14 protein-coding genes are annotated in these 17,319 nt (G+C 70.2%); 11 read left to right on the top strand and 3 right to left on the bottom strand.

The window, feature by feature from the left end; genetic code table 11:
• Nucleotides 1-150: 150 nt before the first annotated feature.
• Nucleotides 151-2,196, bottom strand: a complete 2,046-nt coding sequence (locus NGF19_RS05260; RefSeq protein WP_252422497.1) for a M4 family metallopeptidase — start codon at nucleotides 2,194-2,196, stop codon at nucleotides 151-153.
• A gap of 653 nt (nucleotides 2,197-2,849) precedes the next feature.
• On the opposite strand from NGF19_RS05260, the gene NGF19_RS05265 reads away from it, so the two are divergent.
• On the top strand, nucleotides 2,850-3,479 hold the full coding sequence (locus tag NGF19_RS05265; RefSeq protein WP_252422499.1) for a hypothetical protein: 630 nt from the start codon (nucleotides 2,850-2,852) through the stop codon (nucleotides 3,477-3,479).
• Complete coding sequence (locus NGF19_RS05270; RefSeq protein ID WP_252422502.1) at nucleotides 3,476-4,222, top strand: hypothetical protein; 747 nt, start codon at nucleotides 3,476-3,478, stop codon at nucleotides 4,220-4,222. The genes NGF19_RS05265 and NGF19_RS05270 overlap by 4 nt, the downstream gene beginning before the upstream one ends.
• Before the next feature lie 49 nt (nucleotides 4,223-4,271).
• Here the strand turns inward: NGF19_RS05270 and NGF19_RS05275 are convergent, their stop codons facing one another.
• Together NGF19_RS05275 and NGF19_RS05280 are read right to left on the bottom strand one after the other, a co-directional pair.
• On the bottom strand, nucleotides 4,272-6,131 hold the full coding sequence (locus NGF19_RS05275) for an ABC transporter ATP-binding protein (RefSeq protein ID WP_252422505.1): 1,860 nt from the start codon (nucleotides 6,129-6,131) through the stop codon (nucleotides 4,272-4,274).
• Nucleotides 6,128-8,020 (bottom strand): ABC transporter ATP-binding protein, encoded by a 1,893-nt coding sequence (locus NGF19_RS05280; protein ID WP_252422506.1) that lies wholly within the window; start codon nucleotides 8,018-8,020, stop codon nucleotides 6,128-6,130. Before NGF19_RS05280 ends, NGF19_RS05275 begins: the two co-directional genes overlap by 4 nt.
• A 209-nt stretch (nucleotides 8,021-8,229) precedes the next feature.
• Between NGF19_RS05280 and NGF19_RS05285 the strand changes: the two genes are divergently transcribed.
• The 9 genes from NGF19_RS05285 to NGF19_RS05325 all read left to right on the top strand — a co-directional run bounded on the left by NGF19_RS05285 (nucleotide 8,230) and on the right by NGF19_RS05325 (nucleotide 17,221).
• Nucleotides 8,230-9,132: an ABC transporter ATP-binding protein gene (locus tag NGF19_RS05285; protein WP_252422507.1), complete on the top strand. Its 903-nt coding sequence runs from the start codon at nucleotides 8,230-8,232 to the stop codon at nucleotides 9,130-9,132.
• Entirely contained in the window at nucleotides 9,129-9,878 is a 750-nt protein-coding gene (locus NGF19_RS05290; RefSeq protein ID WP_252422508.1) for an ABC transporter permease, read from the top strand. Before NGF19_RS05285 ends, NGF19_RS05290 begins: the two co-directional genes overlap by 4 nt.
• 25 nt (nucleotides 9,879-9,903) lie before the next feature.
• Nucleotides 9,904-11,154 carry a sensor histidine kinase gene (locus NGF19_RS05295; RefSeq protein ID WP_252422509.1) on the top strand — a complete coding sequence of 417 codons (1,251 nt, stop codon included), beginning with the start codon at nucleotides 9,904-9,906 and terminating at the stop codon, nucleotides 11,152-11,154.
• Nucleotides 11,144-11,836: a response regulator gene (locus tag NGF19_RS05300; RefSeq protein WP_289734384.1), complete on the top strand. Its 693-nt coding sequence runs from the start codon at nucleotides 11,144-11,146 to the stop codon at nucleotides 11,834-11,836. The genes NGF19_RS05295 and NGF19_RS05300 overlap by 11 nt, the downstream gene beginning before the upstream one ends.
• Before the next feature lie 258 nt (nucleotides 11,837-12,094).
• The gene (locus NGF19_RS05305) at nucleotides 12,095-13,354 is read left to right on the top strand and encodes a L,D-transpeptidase (protein WP_252422510.1); all 1,260 of its coding nucleotides are present in this window, start codon (nucleotides 12,095-12,097) and stop codon (nucleotides 13,352-13,354) included.
• A gap of 101 nt (nucleotides 13,355-13,455) precedes the next feature.
• Nucleotides 13,456-14,223, top strand: coding sequence for an enoyl-CoA hydratase/isomerase family protein (locus NGF19_RS05310; protein ID WP_252422511.1), 768 nt, complete (start codon nucleotides 13,456-13,458; stop codon nucleotides 14,221-14,223).
• Nucleotides 14,224-14,525: 302 nt separating this feature from the next.
• The gene (locus NGF19_RS05315; RefSeq protein ID WP_252422512.1) at nucleotides 14,526-15,029 is read left to right on the top strand and encodes an ATP-binding protein; all 504 of its coding nucleotides are present in this window, start codon (nucleotides 14,526-14,528) and stop codon (nucleotides 15,027-15,029) included.
• A gap of 237 nt (nucleotides 15,030-15,266) precedes the next feature.
• Nucleotides 15,267-16,049, top strand: a complete 783-nt coding sequence (locus tag NGF19_RS05320; RefSeq protein ID WP_252422652.1) for a polysaccharide deacetylase family protein — start codon at nucleotides 15,267-15,269, stop codon at nucleotides 16,047-16,049.
• On the top strand, nucleotides 16,049-17,221 hold the full coding sequence (locus tag NGF19_RS05325) for a YncE family protein (RefSeq protein ID WP_252422513.1): 1,173 nt from the start codon (nucleotides 16,049-16,051) through the stop codon (nucleotides 17,219-17,221). The genes NGF19_RS05320 and NGF19_RS05325 overlap by 1 nt, the downstream gene beginning before the upstream one ends.
• The last annotated feature ends 98 nt before the right edge of the window (nucleotides 17,222-17,319 follow it).

The raw sequence follows: 17,319 nt of genomic DNA on the forward strand, positions 1-17,319 counted from the left end.
CGGCGCGTACATGTCAGGACCCTGAAGTGATGTTGGCTGAAACTCGCCTGTCCACTTCGTGTTTCCGCCATGTGAACGGGCGTCGTTCCGGGGGCCAAGCCCCCCGGAACGACGCCCTGTCCTCGTGTTCGAGCCGCCTAGCGGAAGGTCTTACGGGAAGGTCACCTTCCAGCCATCGATGTAGCCGGTGTCACCGGAGTACATGTCCTGCACCTTGAGCTGCCAGGTGCCGTTGGCGGGAGCGGTGGAGGCGTTGACCGTGTAGGTCTCGTGCACATCGTCCGCGGAGTCGGAGATGTTGTTGTTCTTCAGCCGGTACGTGGTCCCGTTCGGGGCGACCAGGTCGATCCGGAGGTCACCGCGCCAGGTGTGCACGATGTCGACCGAGACCTGGAGGTTCGACGGGGCGTTGCCGGTCACGCCGGAGACGTTGATCGACGAGGTGACCGCCGAACCGCCGTCCGGGATCGAGACGTTGGCCGAGTTCTCGAACACGGTGCCGCCGGGGGTGCCGCCACCACCGGAGCGCGCGCCGACCGCGACGGCCGCCCAGGCGTCCGCCACCGCGTTGTACTCGTTGCTGGAGGTGCCGTACAGCTCACCCGCCGCCGCGAGCGTGCCGGTGCGGGCCGCCGCGTAGTTGGTGGTGGACGTCCACTTGGTGGTCAGCGCCCGGTACCAGATCTGGAGCGCCTTGTCCCGGCCGATGCCGGTGACCGGAAGCCCGTCGTAGGTAGGCGAGTTGTAGCTGACGCCGTTGATGACCTTGACGCCGCTGCCCTCGCTTAGCAGGTAGAAGAAGTGGTTGGCGATGCCGGACGAGTAGTGCACGTCCTTGTTGCCGGCGCTGGAGGACCAGTAGTCCAGGGAGGCGCCGTCCTTGCTGGGCTTGTCCATGTAGCGCAGCGGGGTGCCGTCGCCGTTGATGTCGATCTTCTCGCCGATGAGGTAGTCACCGGGGTCCGACGGGTTGTTGGCGTAGAACTCCATGCCTGTGGCGAAGATGTCGGACGTGCCCTCGTTCAACCCACCGGACTCACCGGAGTAGTTGAGGTCGGCGGTGGCGGAGGTGACGCCGTGGCTCATCTCGTGACCGGCCACGTCCAGCGAGGTCAGCGGGTCGTTGTTGCCCGAGCCGTCGCCGTACGTCATGCAGAAGCAACTGTCGTCCCAGAACGCGTTGACGTACGAGTTGCCGTAGTGGGTGCGCGAGTAGGCGCCCACACCGTTGTCCGCGATGCCGTTGCGCCCGAAGACGTTCTTGTAGAAGTCCCAGGTCTCGGCGGCGCCGTAGTGCGCGTCGGCACCCGCGGTCGCGGCGTTGGAGTTGGTGCCGTCGCCCCAGGTGTCGTTCGTCTGCGAGAACAGCGTGCCCGTGCCGGACGACCCGTGGTTGAGGTTGTACGTCTTGTGCCCGCCGCGCGCGCCGTCGGTCAGCGTGTAGTTCGAGCCCGACTGCGTGGTCGTCAGCGAGACCTGGCCGCTGTAGCGGGTGTTGCCGATACCGGTCTTGACGCCCTGGTAGCGGTACAGCTCCTTGCCGGTGGCGGCGTCGGTGATGACGTGCAACTGGTTGGGCGTGCCGTCGTCCTGGAGCCCGCCGACCACCGTCTCGTACGCGAGCACGGGGGTGCCGTTGGCCGCCCAGATCACCTTGCGGGGGGCCTGGTCCGCGTCGGTCCGGGTGGAGCCCGCGTCCTTGGCGGCGGTCAGCGCCTGGCTCTCCGCCTTCGAGGCGGCGATCTTCGGGGTGAGCGAGTCGACCTTGATGGTCGCCTTGGCGGCCTTGATGACCCGCTGGGTCTTCCCGGCCTTGTTCGTGTCGACGATCAAGTCACCGCCGAGGACGGGGAGTCCGGCGTAGGTGCGCTCGTAGCGTGTGTGCAGCGTTCCGTCGGCGTCCTTGACGACGTCACGGACGACCAGCTTCTCCTGGGAGCCGAGGCTGATGTCCCGGGCGGTGGCCGCCTTCGCCGCGTCCGCGTCGCGGATCAGCTCCGTGCGTTGCGAGGGAGTCAGCTTCACGGCGGCGTGGGCGGAGTTGAGCTTCCCGGCCGTGGGCGCGGCCGGCGCGGCGCTCGCGGCGCCGGACTGGACGGCTGCGGCCAGCAGGGCGGAGACGCCGACGAGGGCGACCGCGGCGGCGCGACGGGAGGGAGTGTGGGAGGTGTGTCTGCGAGAGGAACTGCGTCTCAACACTGACTCCTTCTGCGTGGCCGCGCACTGGCGCGGCCGGGGGGTACCGGACGGAAGGTGGACCGTCCGGGCAGAACAAGCGGAACGCGGAACCAGGAGCACGAGCATGGCCTGCTACGGCACAGCCGTGGCACTGTGGGGTGGCTGTGGAGCGGGCCGTGGGGAAGCGTGCCAGGAGAACCGGGTGATTGTCAGGTCTGCGTCAACAGATTGGCTGGAAAGGCTCCGTTGCCCGGATGGTCATGTTCGTTATACGGACTGTTCACCGAAGGCGCCCGATGCGGACTGTCCGCCGAAGGCGCCCGGTCTTGCCGCTTCGGTCCGCGGTGCCCGTACCGCCCGCGTCATCGGCACCGGCCGGGCGGCCTGTTGCGGGACCCGTACGGTGATGCGCGTCGCGAGGTGACGCGGTTCGGTATTGGACTGCCGACTCTGCATTCGAATGCAGCCTCTGCATTCGACGGCCTTCTCTGTGTTCGGTGGCCTTCTCTGCATTCGACTGCCGCCCCTGTATTCGAGCAATGGCCCTTCCATGTTTCGCGTGCGCCTGCGCTCCGTTGACATGTGCCGAAGGCGCCTGAAAGGCTCGTCGCCGCGCGCGTGACTTCGGAATTCACTCGCAGTCAGTCTTGATAAGAATACGGGGAGATGAAATGAAGATCGGTCGTGTTCTGTCTGCCGCTGCCGTGTCCGGCTCTCTCTTGTTGTCCTCCATGGCCGCCTCCACCACGGCGTCGGCAGATGTCCGGGGCGCCGTTCCGGCAAGTGACATGCATGTCCTGAGCAACGAGCAGTTCGCCACGCTGTCCGCCTCGCGATCGCTGCCGCTGCCCGCCTCCTCGGGCCTTTCGGACGGGCCCTCGTCCGCGGCGCGATCGGCCCTGGCGAACCATTGGAACCAGCGCGTGAAGGTGTGGAGCAAGGATGCGAACGGCCTGAGGATTCCCACCCGCTTCGGAAACGGAGAACTGGGCTGGAGTCACTTCTCGCGCCCGCACAACATCACCAATACGAAGGTGATCAAAGTGATCACCAGCGAGCATCCGGAACGGCAGACCCCGGAGGAGAGGCGGGGCAATCCGCATCGCCTCAAGTACGGCGGGGTGTTGGTCGACGGTCGCGGCCGTGTACTCGCCCGGCTCCGGGCCTGGGTGCAGAACGCGAAGAAGACGCAGGACGGGCGATTCTCGGTCACGGACGGCAGCGGTATCGTCGGCGTCATCACCGCCTACTGCACGGGGCGGCCAGGAAACAAGTGCCCGGATGCGGTGAACCGCGCATGAGGATCGTCCCCACAGCGCCCGACGAGTGGCACCCCCACATCACCGTGGCAGGTCCCGAGTACGAGGGCTTGCTGTACTGGCTGCGCAGCTTCGTCGCGGTACCGCTGACCGGCGACGCCCTGGTGTTGCGCGGTGTCCTGCCTCCCCGCGGCACGGACGGCGGCCCCCGAGTGGCGCTGTGGAACGGGCGCGACCTGTCCTCGTCGGTCGCCTTCGACATCGCCCTCACCGATGCCGAAGGCGACCTGCTGGACCCCCTTCTGCACATCCTCGCGCTGCGCCGCCTGGCGGCCGACCACGCCGCCGGCCGACTCGCCGCACCTGCCGGGACGGACGGCTTCGGCATCCCCGTACACGACATGCGGCAGCGGTACGCGGAGATCGCCGCAGCATGCCGCCCCACGATCAGCGATGCCCTGGACCTGCCCCTGCGCGCCCTGACCGCGCAGGTGCAGGACCTGGAGGACTGCGCTCTGTGGGGCTTCGTCCTGGCGGACGACGCGACCGGCCGGTACTACGTCCGTGTCCCCGGCGAAATCAAGCCAGAAGAGATCATGGTCGGCGTCGACGTGCGGCTGCGTGACCGTACGGGGACGCCGAAGCGGCACGTGGGGATGCTCGACGTCTACCTGCCGAGCCTCGCCTACGACCGGGACCTGACGCGCCACCGGGTCGCGGACGGCGACGGGTACTGCGACATGGTCTGCGACGTGACGGAGTTCGTCGGCGGGCCCGAGGAATGAGGCAAGGTGGTGCGGACGACAGGTCCCAGAGGTGCGGGACCCCGTCCGCTCACGCCAGACTGTCCCGCCACGCCCGGTGCAGATCCGCGAACCTCCCCTTGTCCTCGATCAGTTCGGCCGGGCTGCCGTCCTCCACGATGCGGCCGTGTTCCATGACCAGGACCCGGTCGGCGATCTCCACCGTCGACAGGCGGTGGGCGATCACCACGGCCGTACGGCCGCGCAGCACCGTCACCATCGCTCGCTGCACCGCCTGTTCGCCCGGGATGTCCAGGGAGCTGGTCGCCTCGTCCAGGATGAGGACCGCCGGGTCGGCCAGCAACGCCCGTGCGAAAGAGACCAGTTGGCGCTGGCCCGCCGAGATGCGCCCGCCTCGCTTGCGGACGTCCGTGTCGTAGCCGTCCGGCAGAGCGCTGATGAAGTCATGCGCGCCGATCGCCTTCGCCGCACGCTCGATGTCCTCGCGGGTCGCGTCCGGGCGGCCGATCGCGATGTTCTCCGCGACCGTGCCCGAGAACAGGAACGCCTCCTGGGTCACCATCACCACCCCGCTGCGCAGCGCGGCCATGGAGAGGTCACGCAGGTCGACGCCGTCCAGCAACACCCGGCCGTGGGAGGGATCGTAGAAGCGGGCCAGCAGCTTGGCGAGGGTGGACTTGCCCGCGCCCGTGGAGCCGACCACGGCGACGGTCTGCCCGGCCGGGAGGGTCAGCGCGAAGCGGGGCAGCACCTCGCCCCCGGTGCGATAGCCGAAGCTCACGTCGTCGAACACGACCTCGCGGCCCGGCAGTTCCGTACGGCGCGCGGGAAGCTGCCGGGGCGCCGCGGGCTCGGGGACCGAGGGCTTCTGGGCGAGCAGACCGGCGATCTTCTCCAGTGAAGCCGCCGCCGACTGGTAGGAGTTGAGGAACATGCCGAGCCGGTCGATCGGGTCGTACAGCCGCCGCAGATACAGCACCGCCGCCGCCAGCACGCCCAGTTCCAGCGTGCCGTCCGACACCCGGTAGGCACCCCACAGCACCATGCCCGCGACCGCCGTGTTGGCCACCAGCCGGGAGCCGGTGACATAACGGGCCATCTCCAGCAGCGCGTTGCCGTTGGTGGTCTCGTGACAGCGGTTGAGCGTACGGAAGTCGGCGTCGTTCGCGGCCTCCTGGCGGAAGGCGCGCACCGGACGGATGCCGTTCATGGTCTCCACGAACTTCACGATCACCGCCGCGATCGCCGTGGACCGCTCCCGGTAGACCCGACCGGCGCGCCGCTGGTAGAGCCGTACCAGCAGATACAGCGGCCCGAAGGACGCCACGGCGACCACGCCGATGCCCAGATCCAGCCACAGCAGCATCGCCGCGATGTAGACGAAGGACAGGATGACCGTGACCAGCTCCTGGAGCCCCTCGTCCAGCAGCTCGCGCAGCGACTCCACGTCCGTGGTGGAGCGGGAGATGAGCCGGCCCGAGGTGTACCGCTCGTGGAAGTCCACGCTGAGCGCCTGCGCATGGCGGAAGATCCGGCCGCGCAGGTCCAGCAGGACGTCCTGGTCGACCCGGGCCGCGGCGACGATGAACGCCCACTGCAACGCCCCGGAGGCCAGCGCGCACAGCAGATAGCCGACGGCCACCGCGATCAGCGGCCCGTGGTCGTCACGGCGCAGCGCCGGTACGGCGGTGTCGATCGCGTACGCCACCAGCAGCGGGCCCGCCTGCACCGCCGCCTGCTGGAGCAGCAGCAGAAGCGTGGTGCCGGCCACCCGCGCCTTCATGGGCGCGAGCAGCGAGCGCAGCAGGGCGGCCGTGGCGCCCGGAGCGGAGGGCAGGACGTCCCGGTCGAAGGGGTCGTCGGCAGCCCGGGGGCGCGGCGCGTCCTGGGCGTCCCCGGTGGCGGGGGCGGACGTCGTGGGAGCCGTCATCGGTCGTCGTCCTCTTCTTCCTCCGTGGGCCGGCCCGACATGAGGAGGGCGTACTCGGCGTTGGTGCGCAGCAGTTCGTGATGGGTGCCGACGGCGGCGATCCGCCCGCCGGAGAGCAGGGCGACGCGGTCGGCCAGCAGCACCGTGGACGGGCGGTGGGCCACGATCAGGGCGGTGGTGCCCTGGAGCACCTGGCGCAGCGCGGCCTCCACGGCCGCCTCCGTGTGCACGTCCAGCGCGGACAGCGGATCGTCCAGGACCAGGAAGCGGGGGCGGCCGACGACGGCGCGGGCCAGCGCGAGGCGCTGCCGCTGGCCGCCGGAGAGGCTGAGCCCCTGTTCGCCCACCTGGGTGGCGGGACCGTCGGGCAGGGCGTGGACGAAGTCGGCCTGGGCCACGGCGAGAGCGCGGTGCAGCTCGTCCGTGCCCGCGTCGGTGCTCGCGCCCATGAGGACGTTGTCGGCGACGCTCGCGGAGAACAGGGTGGGCTCCTCGAAGGCGACGGCGACCATCGCCCGCAGCTCCTCGCGGCGCAGCTCGGTGATGTCCTGCCCGTCGAGGGTGATACGGCCCTCGGTCACCTCGTGCAGCCGGGGGATGAGCGCGGTGAGCGTCGTCTTGCCGCTGCCGGTCGCGCCGACCAGCGCCATGGACTCGCCGGGGCGGATGTGCAGGTCGATGTCGTCGAGGAGCGGTGTGGAGTCGGCGGGGGCGTCGGGGAAGCGGAAGCGGACGTTCTCGAAGCGCAGGCCCGTACCGGAGGGCCCGGCGGTGGGGACGGCGGGCGCGGCGGGTGTGACAGAGGCGGTGGGTGTGACGAGGGCAGCGGATGTGACGGGGGCGGCGGGTGTGGCGGGGGTCGTCTCCGTCTCCGGCCGCGCGTCCATCACCTCGAAGTATCGTTCCGTCGCCGTGGCCGCCTCCTGGCTCATCGCCAGCAGGAAGCCGATCGACTCCACCGGCCAGCGCAGGGCGAGCGCCGTGGAGAGGAAGGCGACCAGCGTGCCCGTCGACAGCGAGCCGTCCGAGACCTGCACGGCTCCCACCACGAGCGTCGCCCCGATGGCCACCTCCGGCAGAGCCATGATGACCGCCCAGATGGTCGCGAGCAGCCGGGCCTTGCGCAGCTCGGTGCCGCGCAGCTTCCCGGACAGCTCGCGAAACGCCCGCGCCTGGCTGCGGTGGCGGCCGAACCCCTTGATGATGCGGATGCCGAGCACACTCTCCTCGACCACCGTCGTCAGATCCCCGACCTGGTCCTGCGCCTGCCGGGCCGCGTGCGCGTACCGCTTCTCGAAGACCGCGCTCAGGGCGATCAGCGGCACGGCGGGCGCCAGCATCACCAGCCCCAGCGTCCAGTCCTGGAGCAGCATGATGACCACGCCGACCAGGATCGTCACACCGTTGACGAAGAGGAACGTCAGCGGGAAGGCGAGGAACATGCGCAGCAGCATCAGGTCCGTCGTGCCCCGGGAGAGCAACTGACCGGACGCCCACCGGTCGTGGAAGGCGATCGGCAGCCGCTGCAGATGCCGGTACAGATCTGCCCGCATCTCCGCCTCGACATGCGACAGCGGACGCGCCACCAGCCAGCGCCGCAGCCCGAACAGCAGTGCCTCGGCGACCCCGAGCAGCAGCAGATACAGCGCGCCCCGCCACACACCGGCAAAGTCGCGCTCCGCGATGGGCCCGTCCACCATCCACTTCAGTACGAGCGGGATCACCAGCCCCATACAGGAGGCGACGACCGCGACGAGCGCGGCGGTGACCAGGCGCGCGCGCACCGGTCGTACGAACGGCCACAGGCGCAGCAGCGTACGGACGGCCGAACGCTCGTCCGGACGGGGCCGTTCAGCAGGAGCTTCAGCGGAGGCAGGTGTCGTGGGCATCACCAGCGAGCCTACGGACTGACACGCACCGCGCCCACCGAGTTTTGGCCGGATCCCCGTCCACCGCTGGTCCTACGACCTGCGACTTCGGCGGCCCGAACGCCCGTGCCCGCACCCGGGGTCGTAGCGTCGCATCAGCCGATCGGCCGATGCCGCTTCGAGCGCCTCGGGCGATGTGCGCCGACCGCGGTCGGCGGGACGCTGCTGCCATGTCCGTCATCGAAGTCAGCGAACTGCGCAAGTCCTACGGCGGCCGGGCCGTCGTCGACGGCGTCTCCTTCGCCGTCGAGGAGGGCGAGATCTTCGGGATCCTCGGCCCGAACGGCGCAGGCAAGACCACCACCGTCGAGTGCGTCGAGGGCCTCAGGGTCCCCGACGCGGGCCGGGTCCGCGTCACCGGCCTCGACCCGATCGCCGACCACGAGCAGGTCACCCGCGTGCTCGGCGCCCAGCTCCAGCAGAGCGAACTCCAGGCCAAGCTCACCGTGCGCGAGGCGCTCGAGCTGTACGCCACCTTCTATCCACGCCCGGCCGACTGGCGGCCCCTGGCCGAACGCCTCGGTCTCACCGAGAAGCTCACCACCCGCTTCGCCAAGCTCTCCGGCGGCCAGAAGCAGCGGCTGTTCATCGCGCTCGCCCTCGTCGGCAACCCCCGCATCGTCGTGCTCGACGAGCTGACCACCGGGCTCGACCCGCGCGCCCGCCGTGACACCTGGCAGCTCATCGAGGACGTCCGGGCGGGCGGGGTCACCGTCCTGCTCGTCACGCACTTCATGGAGGAGGCCCAGCGGCTGTGCGACCGGATCGCCGTCATCGACCGGGGCCGTATCGCCGCTCTGGACACCCCTGAGGGACTGATCCGGCGCTCGGCGGGCGCCACCGTCGTCAGCTTCCTGCCGTCCGCGCCGCTGGACGAGCGGGAGTTGGACGCCCTGCCCGAACTGGCCTCCCTCGCCGCGAAGGACGGCCGCATCACGCTCTCCGGCACCGACGCGACCGTCAACGCCGTCATCACGCTCCTCGCCCGCCACCACATCACCGCCCACCAACTCCGTGTCACCGACGCCACGTTGGACGACGCGTTCCTGGATCTGACGGAGGCAACCGCATGAGTTCCCCGGCCCTCGACACCGCCGTACTGCGCACCGAGGTGCGCCTCTTCCGCCGTGAACCGGGCGCGATCTTCTGGATCCTGCTGTTCCCCACCCTGCTGCTGGTGATCCTCGGCTCCATCCCGTCCTTCCGGGAGCACGACGACTCGCTCGGCGGCCTGCGACTCGTCGACACCTACGTTCCGATCGCGGTACTGCTCGGCCTGATCCTCGGGGGTGTGCAGGCCATGCCGCAGACCCTCACCGGCTACCGCGAACGCGGCATCCTGCGCCGGATGTCCACCACCCCGATCCGCCCCGTCACCCTGCTCGCGGCGCACATGGTGGTCTTCGCGGGCGCGGCCCTGGCCTCGGCGCTGCTCTCCCTTCTCGTCGGGCGGCTCGCCTTCCATGTGCGCCTGCCCGAGCAGCCGTTCGGGTACGTGGTCGCCCTGGTGCTCGCCGTACTGGTCGCCCTCTCGCTGGGCTCGGTGATCTCCGCGCTGTCCCGCACCACGAAGATCGCCGGTGCGCTCGGGAGCGCGGTGCTCTTCCCGATGATGTTCTGCGCGGGGTTGTGGGTGCCGGTGCAGGCCATGCCCCACCTCCTCGCCCGGATCGTCGGCTACACCCCCTTCGGCGCCGCCGCCCAAGCCCTGGACCAGGCCGCCGCCGGGCACTGGCCGGCCCTGACCCACCTCGGCGTGCTCGCCGGGTGGACGGTGCTGCTCACCACCGTGGCCGCGCGCCGGTTCCGCTGGGAGTGAGCCCGGCGTGCCGGACACTGGGGCCATGAGGATCGCCGAATGGAAGCCGCGCCGGGCCACCTTCGCCGACTGGGGGCCGTACGCCTTCCTCGGCGTGGGTGTCCTGACGGCGGCCGGCTCGGCCACGCTGGTCGGCATGTCCCGGGACGCGCTCTACGGGTCCGCGGCCCTGGTGGTGGCCGCCCTGGTCCTGGAACTGGGCCGGGGACGGGTGATGCCGAGGCAACCGCAGCACGGCAGGGCGAACACCTTCTTCTACTTCGGACGGTGGGCGATCTCGTTCGTTCTCACCTGGCTCAACCCGTTCTTCGCCTTCTACGCCCTCACCGGCTACTACACGGCCGTCTACCAGTTGCCTCGCCGACTGGTGATGCCCGGTCTGTGCCTGACGGCCGTCACCATGACCGGCAGCGAGATCGGCGGCATGCCACCCCACGGGCTGGTCCTGTGGTTCGGGTTCGTCGTGGTGTTCGGCGTCAACATCGGCATCGTCGCCCTCTTCACCCGGTTCGCCGAGCAGGAGCAGATCCGCGCCACCGCCCAGGCCGAGACCATCGCCGAACTGGAGCGCACCAACACGGCCTTGCAGCAGGCCCTCGACGAGAACGCCGCCCTGCACGCCCAACTCCTCGTCCAGGCACGGGAAGCGGGCGTCGCCGACGAGCGCAGGCGGCTGGCCGCCGAGATCCACGACACCCTCGCCCAGGGCCTGACCGGGATCATCGCCCAGCTCCAGGTGGTCGCGAACGAGGCCGATCTGCCCACGGCCCGCGTCCACTTGGAGCGTGCCGCCACACTGGCCCGGCACAGCCTCGGCGAGGCCCGCCGCTCCGTGCACAACCTCGCGCCGGTCGCTCTCGACGCCGACGGTCTGCCCGAGGCGCTGAAGAAGACGGTGGCCGAATGGGGCGAACGCACCGGTGTCCGGGCCGACTTCACCGTCACGGGCCTCACCGAGCACCTGCACGACGAGGTCTCGGCGACCCTGCTGCGGATCGTCCAGGAGGCCCTGTCCAACGCCGCCCGTCACGCCCGCGCCACCCGCGTCGGTGTCACCCTGTCCTTCATGGGCGACGAGGTCACCCTCGACATCCGCGACGACGGCCGCGGCTTCGACCCCCTCGACGTTCCGGCCCGCAGCCGCGCGGGCGGCTTCGGCCTGGACGGGATGCGCGCCCGCGCCGAACGCATCGCGGGGTCCTTCACCATAGAGTCCGAACCGGGGCACGGCACGGCGATCTCGGCTCGCGTACCGTTGGTGCGCCATGACCGATGAAGCCACGACCGACGACGCCACGACCGGCGACGCCGTGACCCATGATGCCGCGACCGTGATCTCCCTGCTGATCGTCGACGACCACCCCGTCGTCCGGGACGGTCTGCGCGGCATGTTCGAGTCCGCGCCAGGATTCACCGTGCTCGGCGAGGCGGCGGGCGGTGTCGAGGGGGTGGCCAAGGCCGCCGCGCTGGACCCGGACGTGGTCCTGATGGACCTGCGGATGCCGGGCGGCTCCGGGGTGGACGCCATCCGGGAGCTGACCCGGCGCGGTGTCCGCGCCAAGGTGCTCGTCCTGACGACGTACGACACCGACTCCGACACGCTGCCCGCGATCGAGGCCGGTGCGACCGGCTATCTCCTCAAGGACGCCCCGCGCGAGGAGTTGTTCACCGCCGTGCGCGCCGCCGCCGAGGGCCGTACGGTCCTCTCCCCGGCCGTGGCCTCCCGGCTGGTCTCCGCGGTCCGCGCGCCCGCCCGCGGCAACGAACCGCTCTCGGCGCGCGAGCGCGAGGTCCTGGCGCTCGTCGCCAAGGGCACCTCCAACCGCGAGATCGCGCGCGAGCTGTTCATCAGCGAGGCCACCGTGAAGACCCACCTCACCCACCTCTACGCCAAGCTCGGCGCCAAGGACCGCGCGGCGGCGGTCGCGGTCGCCTACGACCGGGGGATCCTCGGCTGAGCGCGTCCCCGGCGGACGTACGACCGAGTGTCCCCAGCGGCCGTACGACCGAGTGTCCCCGGCGGACGTACGACACGGATGCGCGGGGGCGCACATCGGCGCGGCACCGCGCACTCCTCCACGAGGCCCGAGTCGGGACTGAGTTGTGACAATCACGGGGATCCTTGAAGGCGGGGCGTGTGATTGATTTGTCCTCATGCGCGCGCGAGTCGCGCAGGTGTGCGGGCCTGATCAGGCCGTGCGAGGGGAGACAGAATCGTGAACGGGCGACCGATATCGGGGGCGTCGGTTGACGCGCGGGGGAGAGCGGCTACGGGACACGGCGGCCGGCGCGGCCGTACCGGACTGTCGGCGCTGATACTCGGCGCGGTGCTGGTCACCGCCACCGCGTGCGGCGGAAGCGGGGGTTCGGGCTCCGGCGGCGAGGACAAGGGCTCGGGCAAGACCGAGTCCAAGCAGTCGCAGGCCGTCGTCACCATAGCTCCGAAGAACGGCGCCGACGCCGTGAACACCAGCGGTGCGCTCGAAGTCACCGCCGCCAAGGGCAAGTTGACCGAGGTCGAGGTCAAGGACGCCAAGGGGCGCGAGATAGCCGGGGCCATCACCGGCGGGGGTGCCACCTGGACCCCCTCGACCCATCTGGCCGCGGCCACCACCTACAAGGTCCACGCCGTCGCCAAGGACGCCGCCGGGCTCACCTCCACCGCGGAGTCCTCCTTCACCACGCTCACCCCGAAGAACACGTTCGTCGGCCACTACACCCCCGAGAACGGCTCCACGGTGGGGGTCGGCATGCCGGTCTCGATCCGCTTCACCCGGGGCATCACCCACCCCGAGGCCGTCGAGAAGGCCATCACCGTCAAGACCGAACCGGCCGTGGAGGTCCGCGGCCACTGGTTCGGCAACGACCGCCTCGACTTCCGGCCGAAGGAGTACTGGAAGCCCGGCACCAAGGTCACCGTGAAGCTCGACCTCGACGGCGTCGAGGGCCGCCCCGACGTCTACGGCGAGCAGAACAAGACGGTGCGCTTCACCATCGGCCGCAACCAGGTCTCCACCGTCGACGCCAAGACCCACAAGATGGTCGTGCGGCAGGACGGCAAGGTCGTCAAGACCATCCCGATCACCACGGGCAAGCCGGGCTACGACACCTGGAACGGCCAGATGGTCATCAGCGAGCGGCTCACCGTGACCCGGATGAACGGCGAGACCGTGGGCTACGGCGGTGAGTACGACATCAAGGACGTGCCGCACGCCATGCGCCTGACCGAGTCCGGCACCTTCATCCACGGCAACTACTGGGGCGGCGGCACCTTCGGCAACGTCAACTCGAGCCACGGCTGCATCGGCCTGCGCGACGTGAAGGGCGGCTACAGCTCGTCCGTCCCGGCCGCCTGGTTCTTCAACCACTCGATCACCGGCGACGTCGTCATCGTCAAGAACTCCCACGACAAGACGGTCGCGCCCGGCAACGGGCTGAACGGCTGGAACATGTCCTGGGAGGAGTGGACCAAGTAGGAACCGGTGACGGTTCGCCCCTCGGGCCCGGTGTTCCGCTCGCACCGCTGTGAGCGAGCACACCGGGCCCGATCCCGTTAGTCCCCGTTAACCTTCCTGGCATGACTGTGCATCTCGAAGTCGCCGAAGGCGTGGGTGTGATCCGGCTGGACCGCCCGCCCATGAACGCCCTGGACGTCGCCACGCAGGACCGCCTCAAGGAACTCGCCGAGGAGGTCACGCGCCGCGAGGACGTGCGCGCCGTGGTCATCCACGGCGGGGAGAAGGTGTTCGCGGCGGGCGCGGACATCAAGGAGATGCAGGGCATGGACCACGCCGCGATGGTCGTGCGCTCCCGCGCCTTGCAGGACTCCTTCACCGCCGTCGCCCGGATCCCCAAGCCGGTCGTCGCCGCCGTCACCGGCTACGCCCTCGGCGGAGGCTGCGAGTTGGCGCTGTGTGCCGACTACCGCATCGCCGCCGAGAACGCGAAGCTGGGGCAGCCGGAGATCCTGCTCGGTCTGATCCCGGGCGCGGGAGGCACCCAGCGGCTGGCACGGCTGATCGGCCCCTCCAAGGCCAAGGACCTCATCTTCACGGGCCGGATGGTGAAGGCGGACGAGGCGCTGGCGCTGGGGCTGGTCGACCGGGTGGTCCCGGCCGAGCAGACGTACGCCGAGGCCCACGCCTGGGCCGCGAAGCTCGCCCAGGGCCCGGCGATCGCGCTGCGCGCCGCCAAGGAGGCGATCGACGCGGGGCTGGAGACGGACATCGACACCGGCCTCACGATCGAACGGAACTGGTTCGCGGGCCTGTTCGCCACCGAGGACCGCGAGCGCGGTATGCGCAGCTTCGTGGAGGAGGGCCCCGGCAAGGCGAAGTTCGTCTGAGCCGACGGACGCGCGAACCGGTGCGCGAAGCCCCCTTGACCCTCTTGCAGTTGACGCGATGTCTCACCCGCTGTCCCCCGAAGGAGCGGTTCGCGGAAGCGTCGCGCCACCCGTGACCCCGTCGCGTCGCGGCCGTTCGAAGAGCGTCGCCAACTGACCTGTCTCCGCAGGTCAGTTGGGGCGCCGACGCGACAAGGTTGCCGTAGGCATATGTCAACCGGACGCGACGCAATACGCCACCCCAGGGGCAGTTTTCTTCCGTAACGCCTCCACGCGCCACCCCAGCCGGTCATCATGGGGGCATGGCGGGGCTGGAGGGTGTGGAACAACCGCGGCGGCACAAGGGTGCGACCGCGGCACGCTGGTCACCTGCGGTGGAGGATGAACAGGCGCTCAGAGCACTGGAGTTGCTCGGCAGCCCCGCCGACGCGGAGGTGCGCCTGCCGTCCCGCCCGGAGTCCGCGGCCACCGCGCGCCGACTCGCCCAGGTCGTGATCCTGCGCCAGTGGGGCCTCTCCCCGAAAATGACCGAGGACGCCGTCCTGCTCGTCTCCGAACTCGTCGGCAACGCCGTACGGCACACGGGCGCCCGGGTGTTCGGGCTGCGGATGCGCCGCCGCCGGGGCTGGATCCGTATCGAGGTGCGCGACCCCTCCCGCGGGCTGCCCTGTCTGATGCCGGTCCAGGAGACGGACCTGGGCGGGCGCGGCCTCTTCCTCGTCGACAAGCTCGCCGACCGCTGGGGCGTCGATCTGTGGCCCCGCGGCAAGACGACATGGTTCGAGATGAGAGTCGCCGACCGCTGAACCGGCCGCGTGAATGTGTTGCGTGAACGTGTCGCGTGAACCGGCCCCGCGGCAGCCCTCCGAGTCGCCCGCCGGCCGCGGCTCCCGGGTCCCCGCGCCCGTACCGCCCGCGACCCTTACCCTCCACTAACGGTCAAATCGCCGGATTTCACCCCGGCGCGTCCTTAAATAGTGCGAGTGACCACCCCCGCCCCTCCCCCCGAACAAGGCCCCGCGGCCGATGTGGGCCCGTACGCGATGCCCGACCGTCGCTCGGCGCTGCGCGCGGGCGCCGGGCTCGCCGTCGCCGGTGCCCTCGTCACCGCCTGCTCCTCCGGTGACTCCGACGCCCAGTCCGCCGCCCGCGCCAGCGGCCCCGCGCAGTCCGCCGCCACCCCGTCCACCCGGGCCGCCGCCCCCGCGCCCCGCGCCTTCCCGCGGCAGCCCACGCAGATCACCCACGGCCCCCGCGACCGCCCCCGTGTGGCCCTCACCTTCCACGGACAGGGCGACCCCTCCTACGCCCGGTCGATCCTCGAAACGGCCGAGAAGAAGGGCGCGAAGCTCACCGTGCTCGCGGTCGGCACCTGGCTCGACGCACACCCCGGCCTCGCCCGCCGCGTTCTCGACGGCGGCCATGACCTCGGCAACCACACCCAGCACCACATCGGCATCAACACCCTGCCCGACAAGGAAGCCCTCGCCGAGATCCGGGGCTGCGCCGACAAGCTGGACAAGCTGACCGGTTCCATCGGCACCTGGTTCCGCCCCTCCCGCGCCCCGCGCGCCACCCCGCGCGTCGAACGCCTGGCCCGCCGCGTCGGCTACCCGCACGTCCTGTCGTACGACGTCGACTCGCTCGACTACACCTCGCCCGGCGCCCCCGCGATCACCCGCAAGGTCATCGGCGAGATCCGGGGCGGATCCGTGGTGAGCCTGCACTTCGGGTACGCGGACACGGTCGCCGCCTTCCCCACCCTCCTGCACGAACTCGACCGCCGCGGCTTCACCGCGGTGACCACCACGGAGCTGCTGAGCTGATGCCCCCCACCACCCTCGCCCGCGTACTGATCGCCGGCGCCGCCCTCACCGCGCTCGCCGCGTGCAGCGGCGGAAGCCCCACCAAGAGCCACGCCTCCAAGTCCCCCAGCGCCCCCGCGACTTCGCAACAGAAGACCGTCCAGGGCCTCACGGGCATGCCCCCGGTGCTCGACCCCGAGGACGTCTACGCGGCCGACCGTCCGGGCCGGCTCTCCCCGGTGGTCAAGGACTTCCCGTCCCTCGTCTACGTCCCCAACACCAACTCCAACACCGTGTCGGTCATCGACCCGAAGACGTACAAGGTCGTCCGGACGATCCCGGTCGGCGTCCAGCCGCAGCACGTCGTCCCCTCCTGGGACCTGAAGACGCTGTGGGTCAACAACGACAAGGGCAACAGCCTCACCCCCATCGACCCGAAGACCGGCAAGGTGGGCAAGGCCGTCGACGTGCACGACCCGTACAACCTGTACTTCACGCCGAACGGCAGGTACGCGATCGTCATGGCCTCGCTCGACCGCCAACTGGTCTTCCGGGACGCGCACACCATGAAGGTCGCCAAGTCCGAACCCGCGACCTGCTACGGCGTCAACCACGCCGACTTCTCGCTCGACGGCCGCTACTTCATCGTCTCCTGTGAGTTCAGCGGCGAACTGCTCAAGGTCGACACCGAGAAGATGAAGGTGATCGGCAAGCAGAAGCTCCCGTTCCACGGCGCCATGCCGCAGGACGTGAAGGTCGCCCCGGACGGCAAGAAGTTCTACATCGCCGACATGATGGCCCACGGCCTGTGGATCGTGGACGGCGACAGCTTCGGCAAGCCCACCTTCCTGCCCACGGGCAAGGGGGCGCACGGCCTCTACGTCAGCCGTGACTCGCGCGAGATGTACATCTCCAACCGTGGCGAGGGCACCATCTCCGTCTTCGACTTCCCGAAGAACCGGCTGGTCAAGAAGTGGCGTCTGCCGGGCGGCGGCAGCCCCGACATGGGCGGTGTCTCCTCGGACGGCAAGGTGCTGTGGCTGTCGGGCCGCTACAACTCCGAGGTGTACGCGATCGACACCACCAGCGGCAGGCAGCTCGCCCGGATCAAGGTGGGCAGCGGCCCGCACGGCCTCGCGGTCTACCCGCAGCCCGGCCGCTACTCCCTGGGGCACACGGGCATCTTCCGCTGACGTGTCCGTCGGAGCACCCACTGACGTGTCCGCTGACGTAAAGGGAACGACCAACACGCCGCCGAACGAGTGATGATCCGCGGTCCGTCGGCGCGCAG

The sequence above is a fragment of the Streptomyces macrolidinus genome, assembly GCF_023887685.1.
In the GTDB taxonomy this organism is placed as follows: Bacteria; Actinomycetota; Actinomycetes; order Streptomycetales; family Streptomycetaceae; genus Streptomyces; species Streptomyces macrolidinus.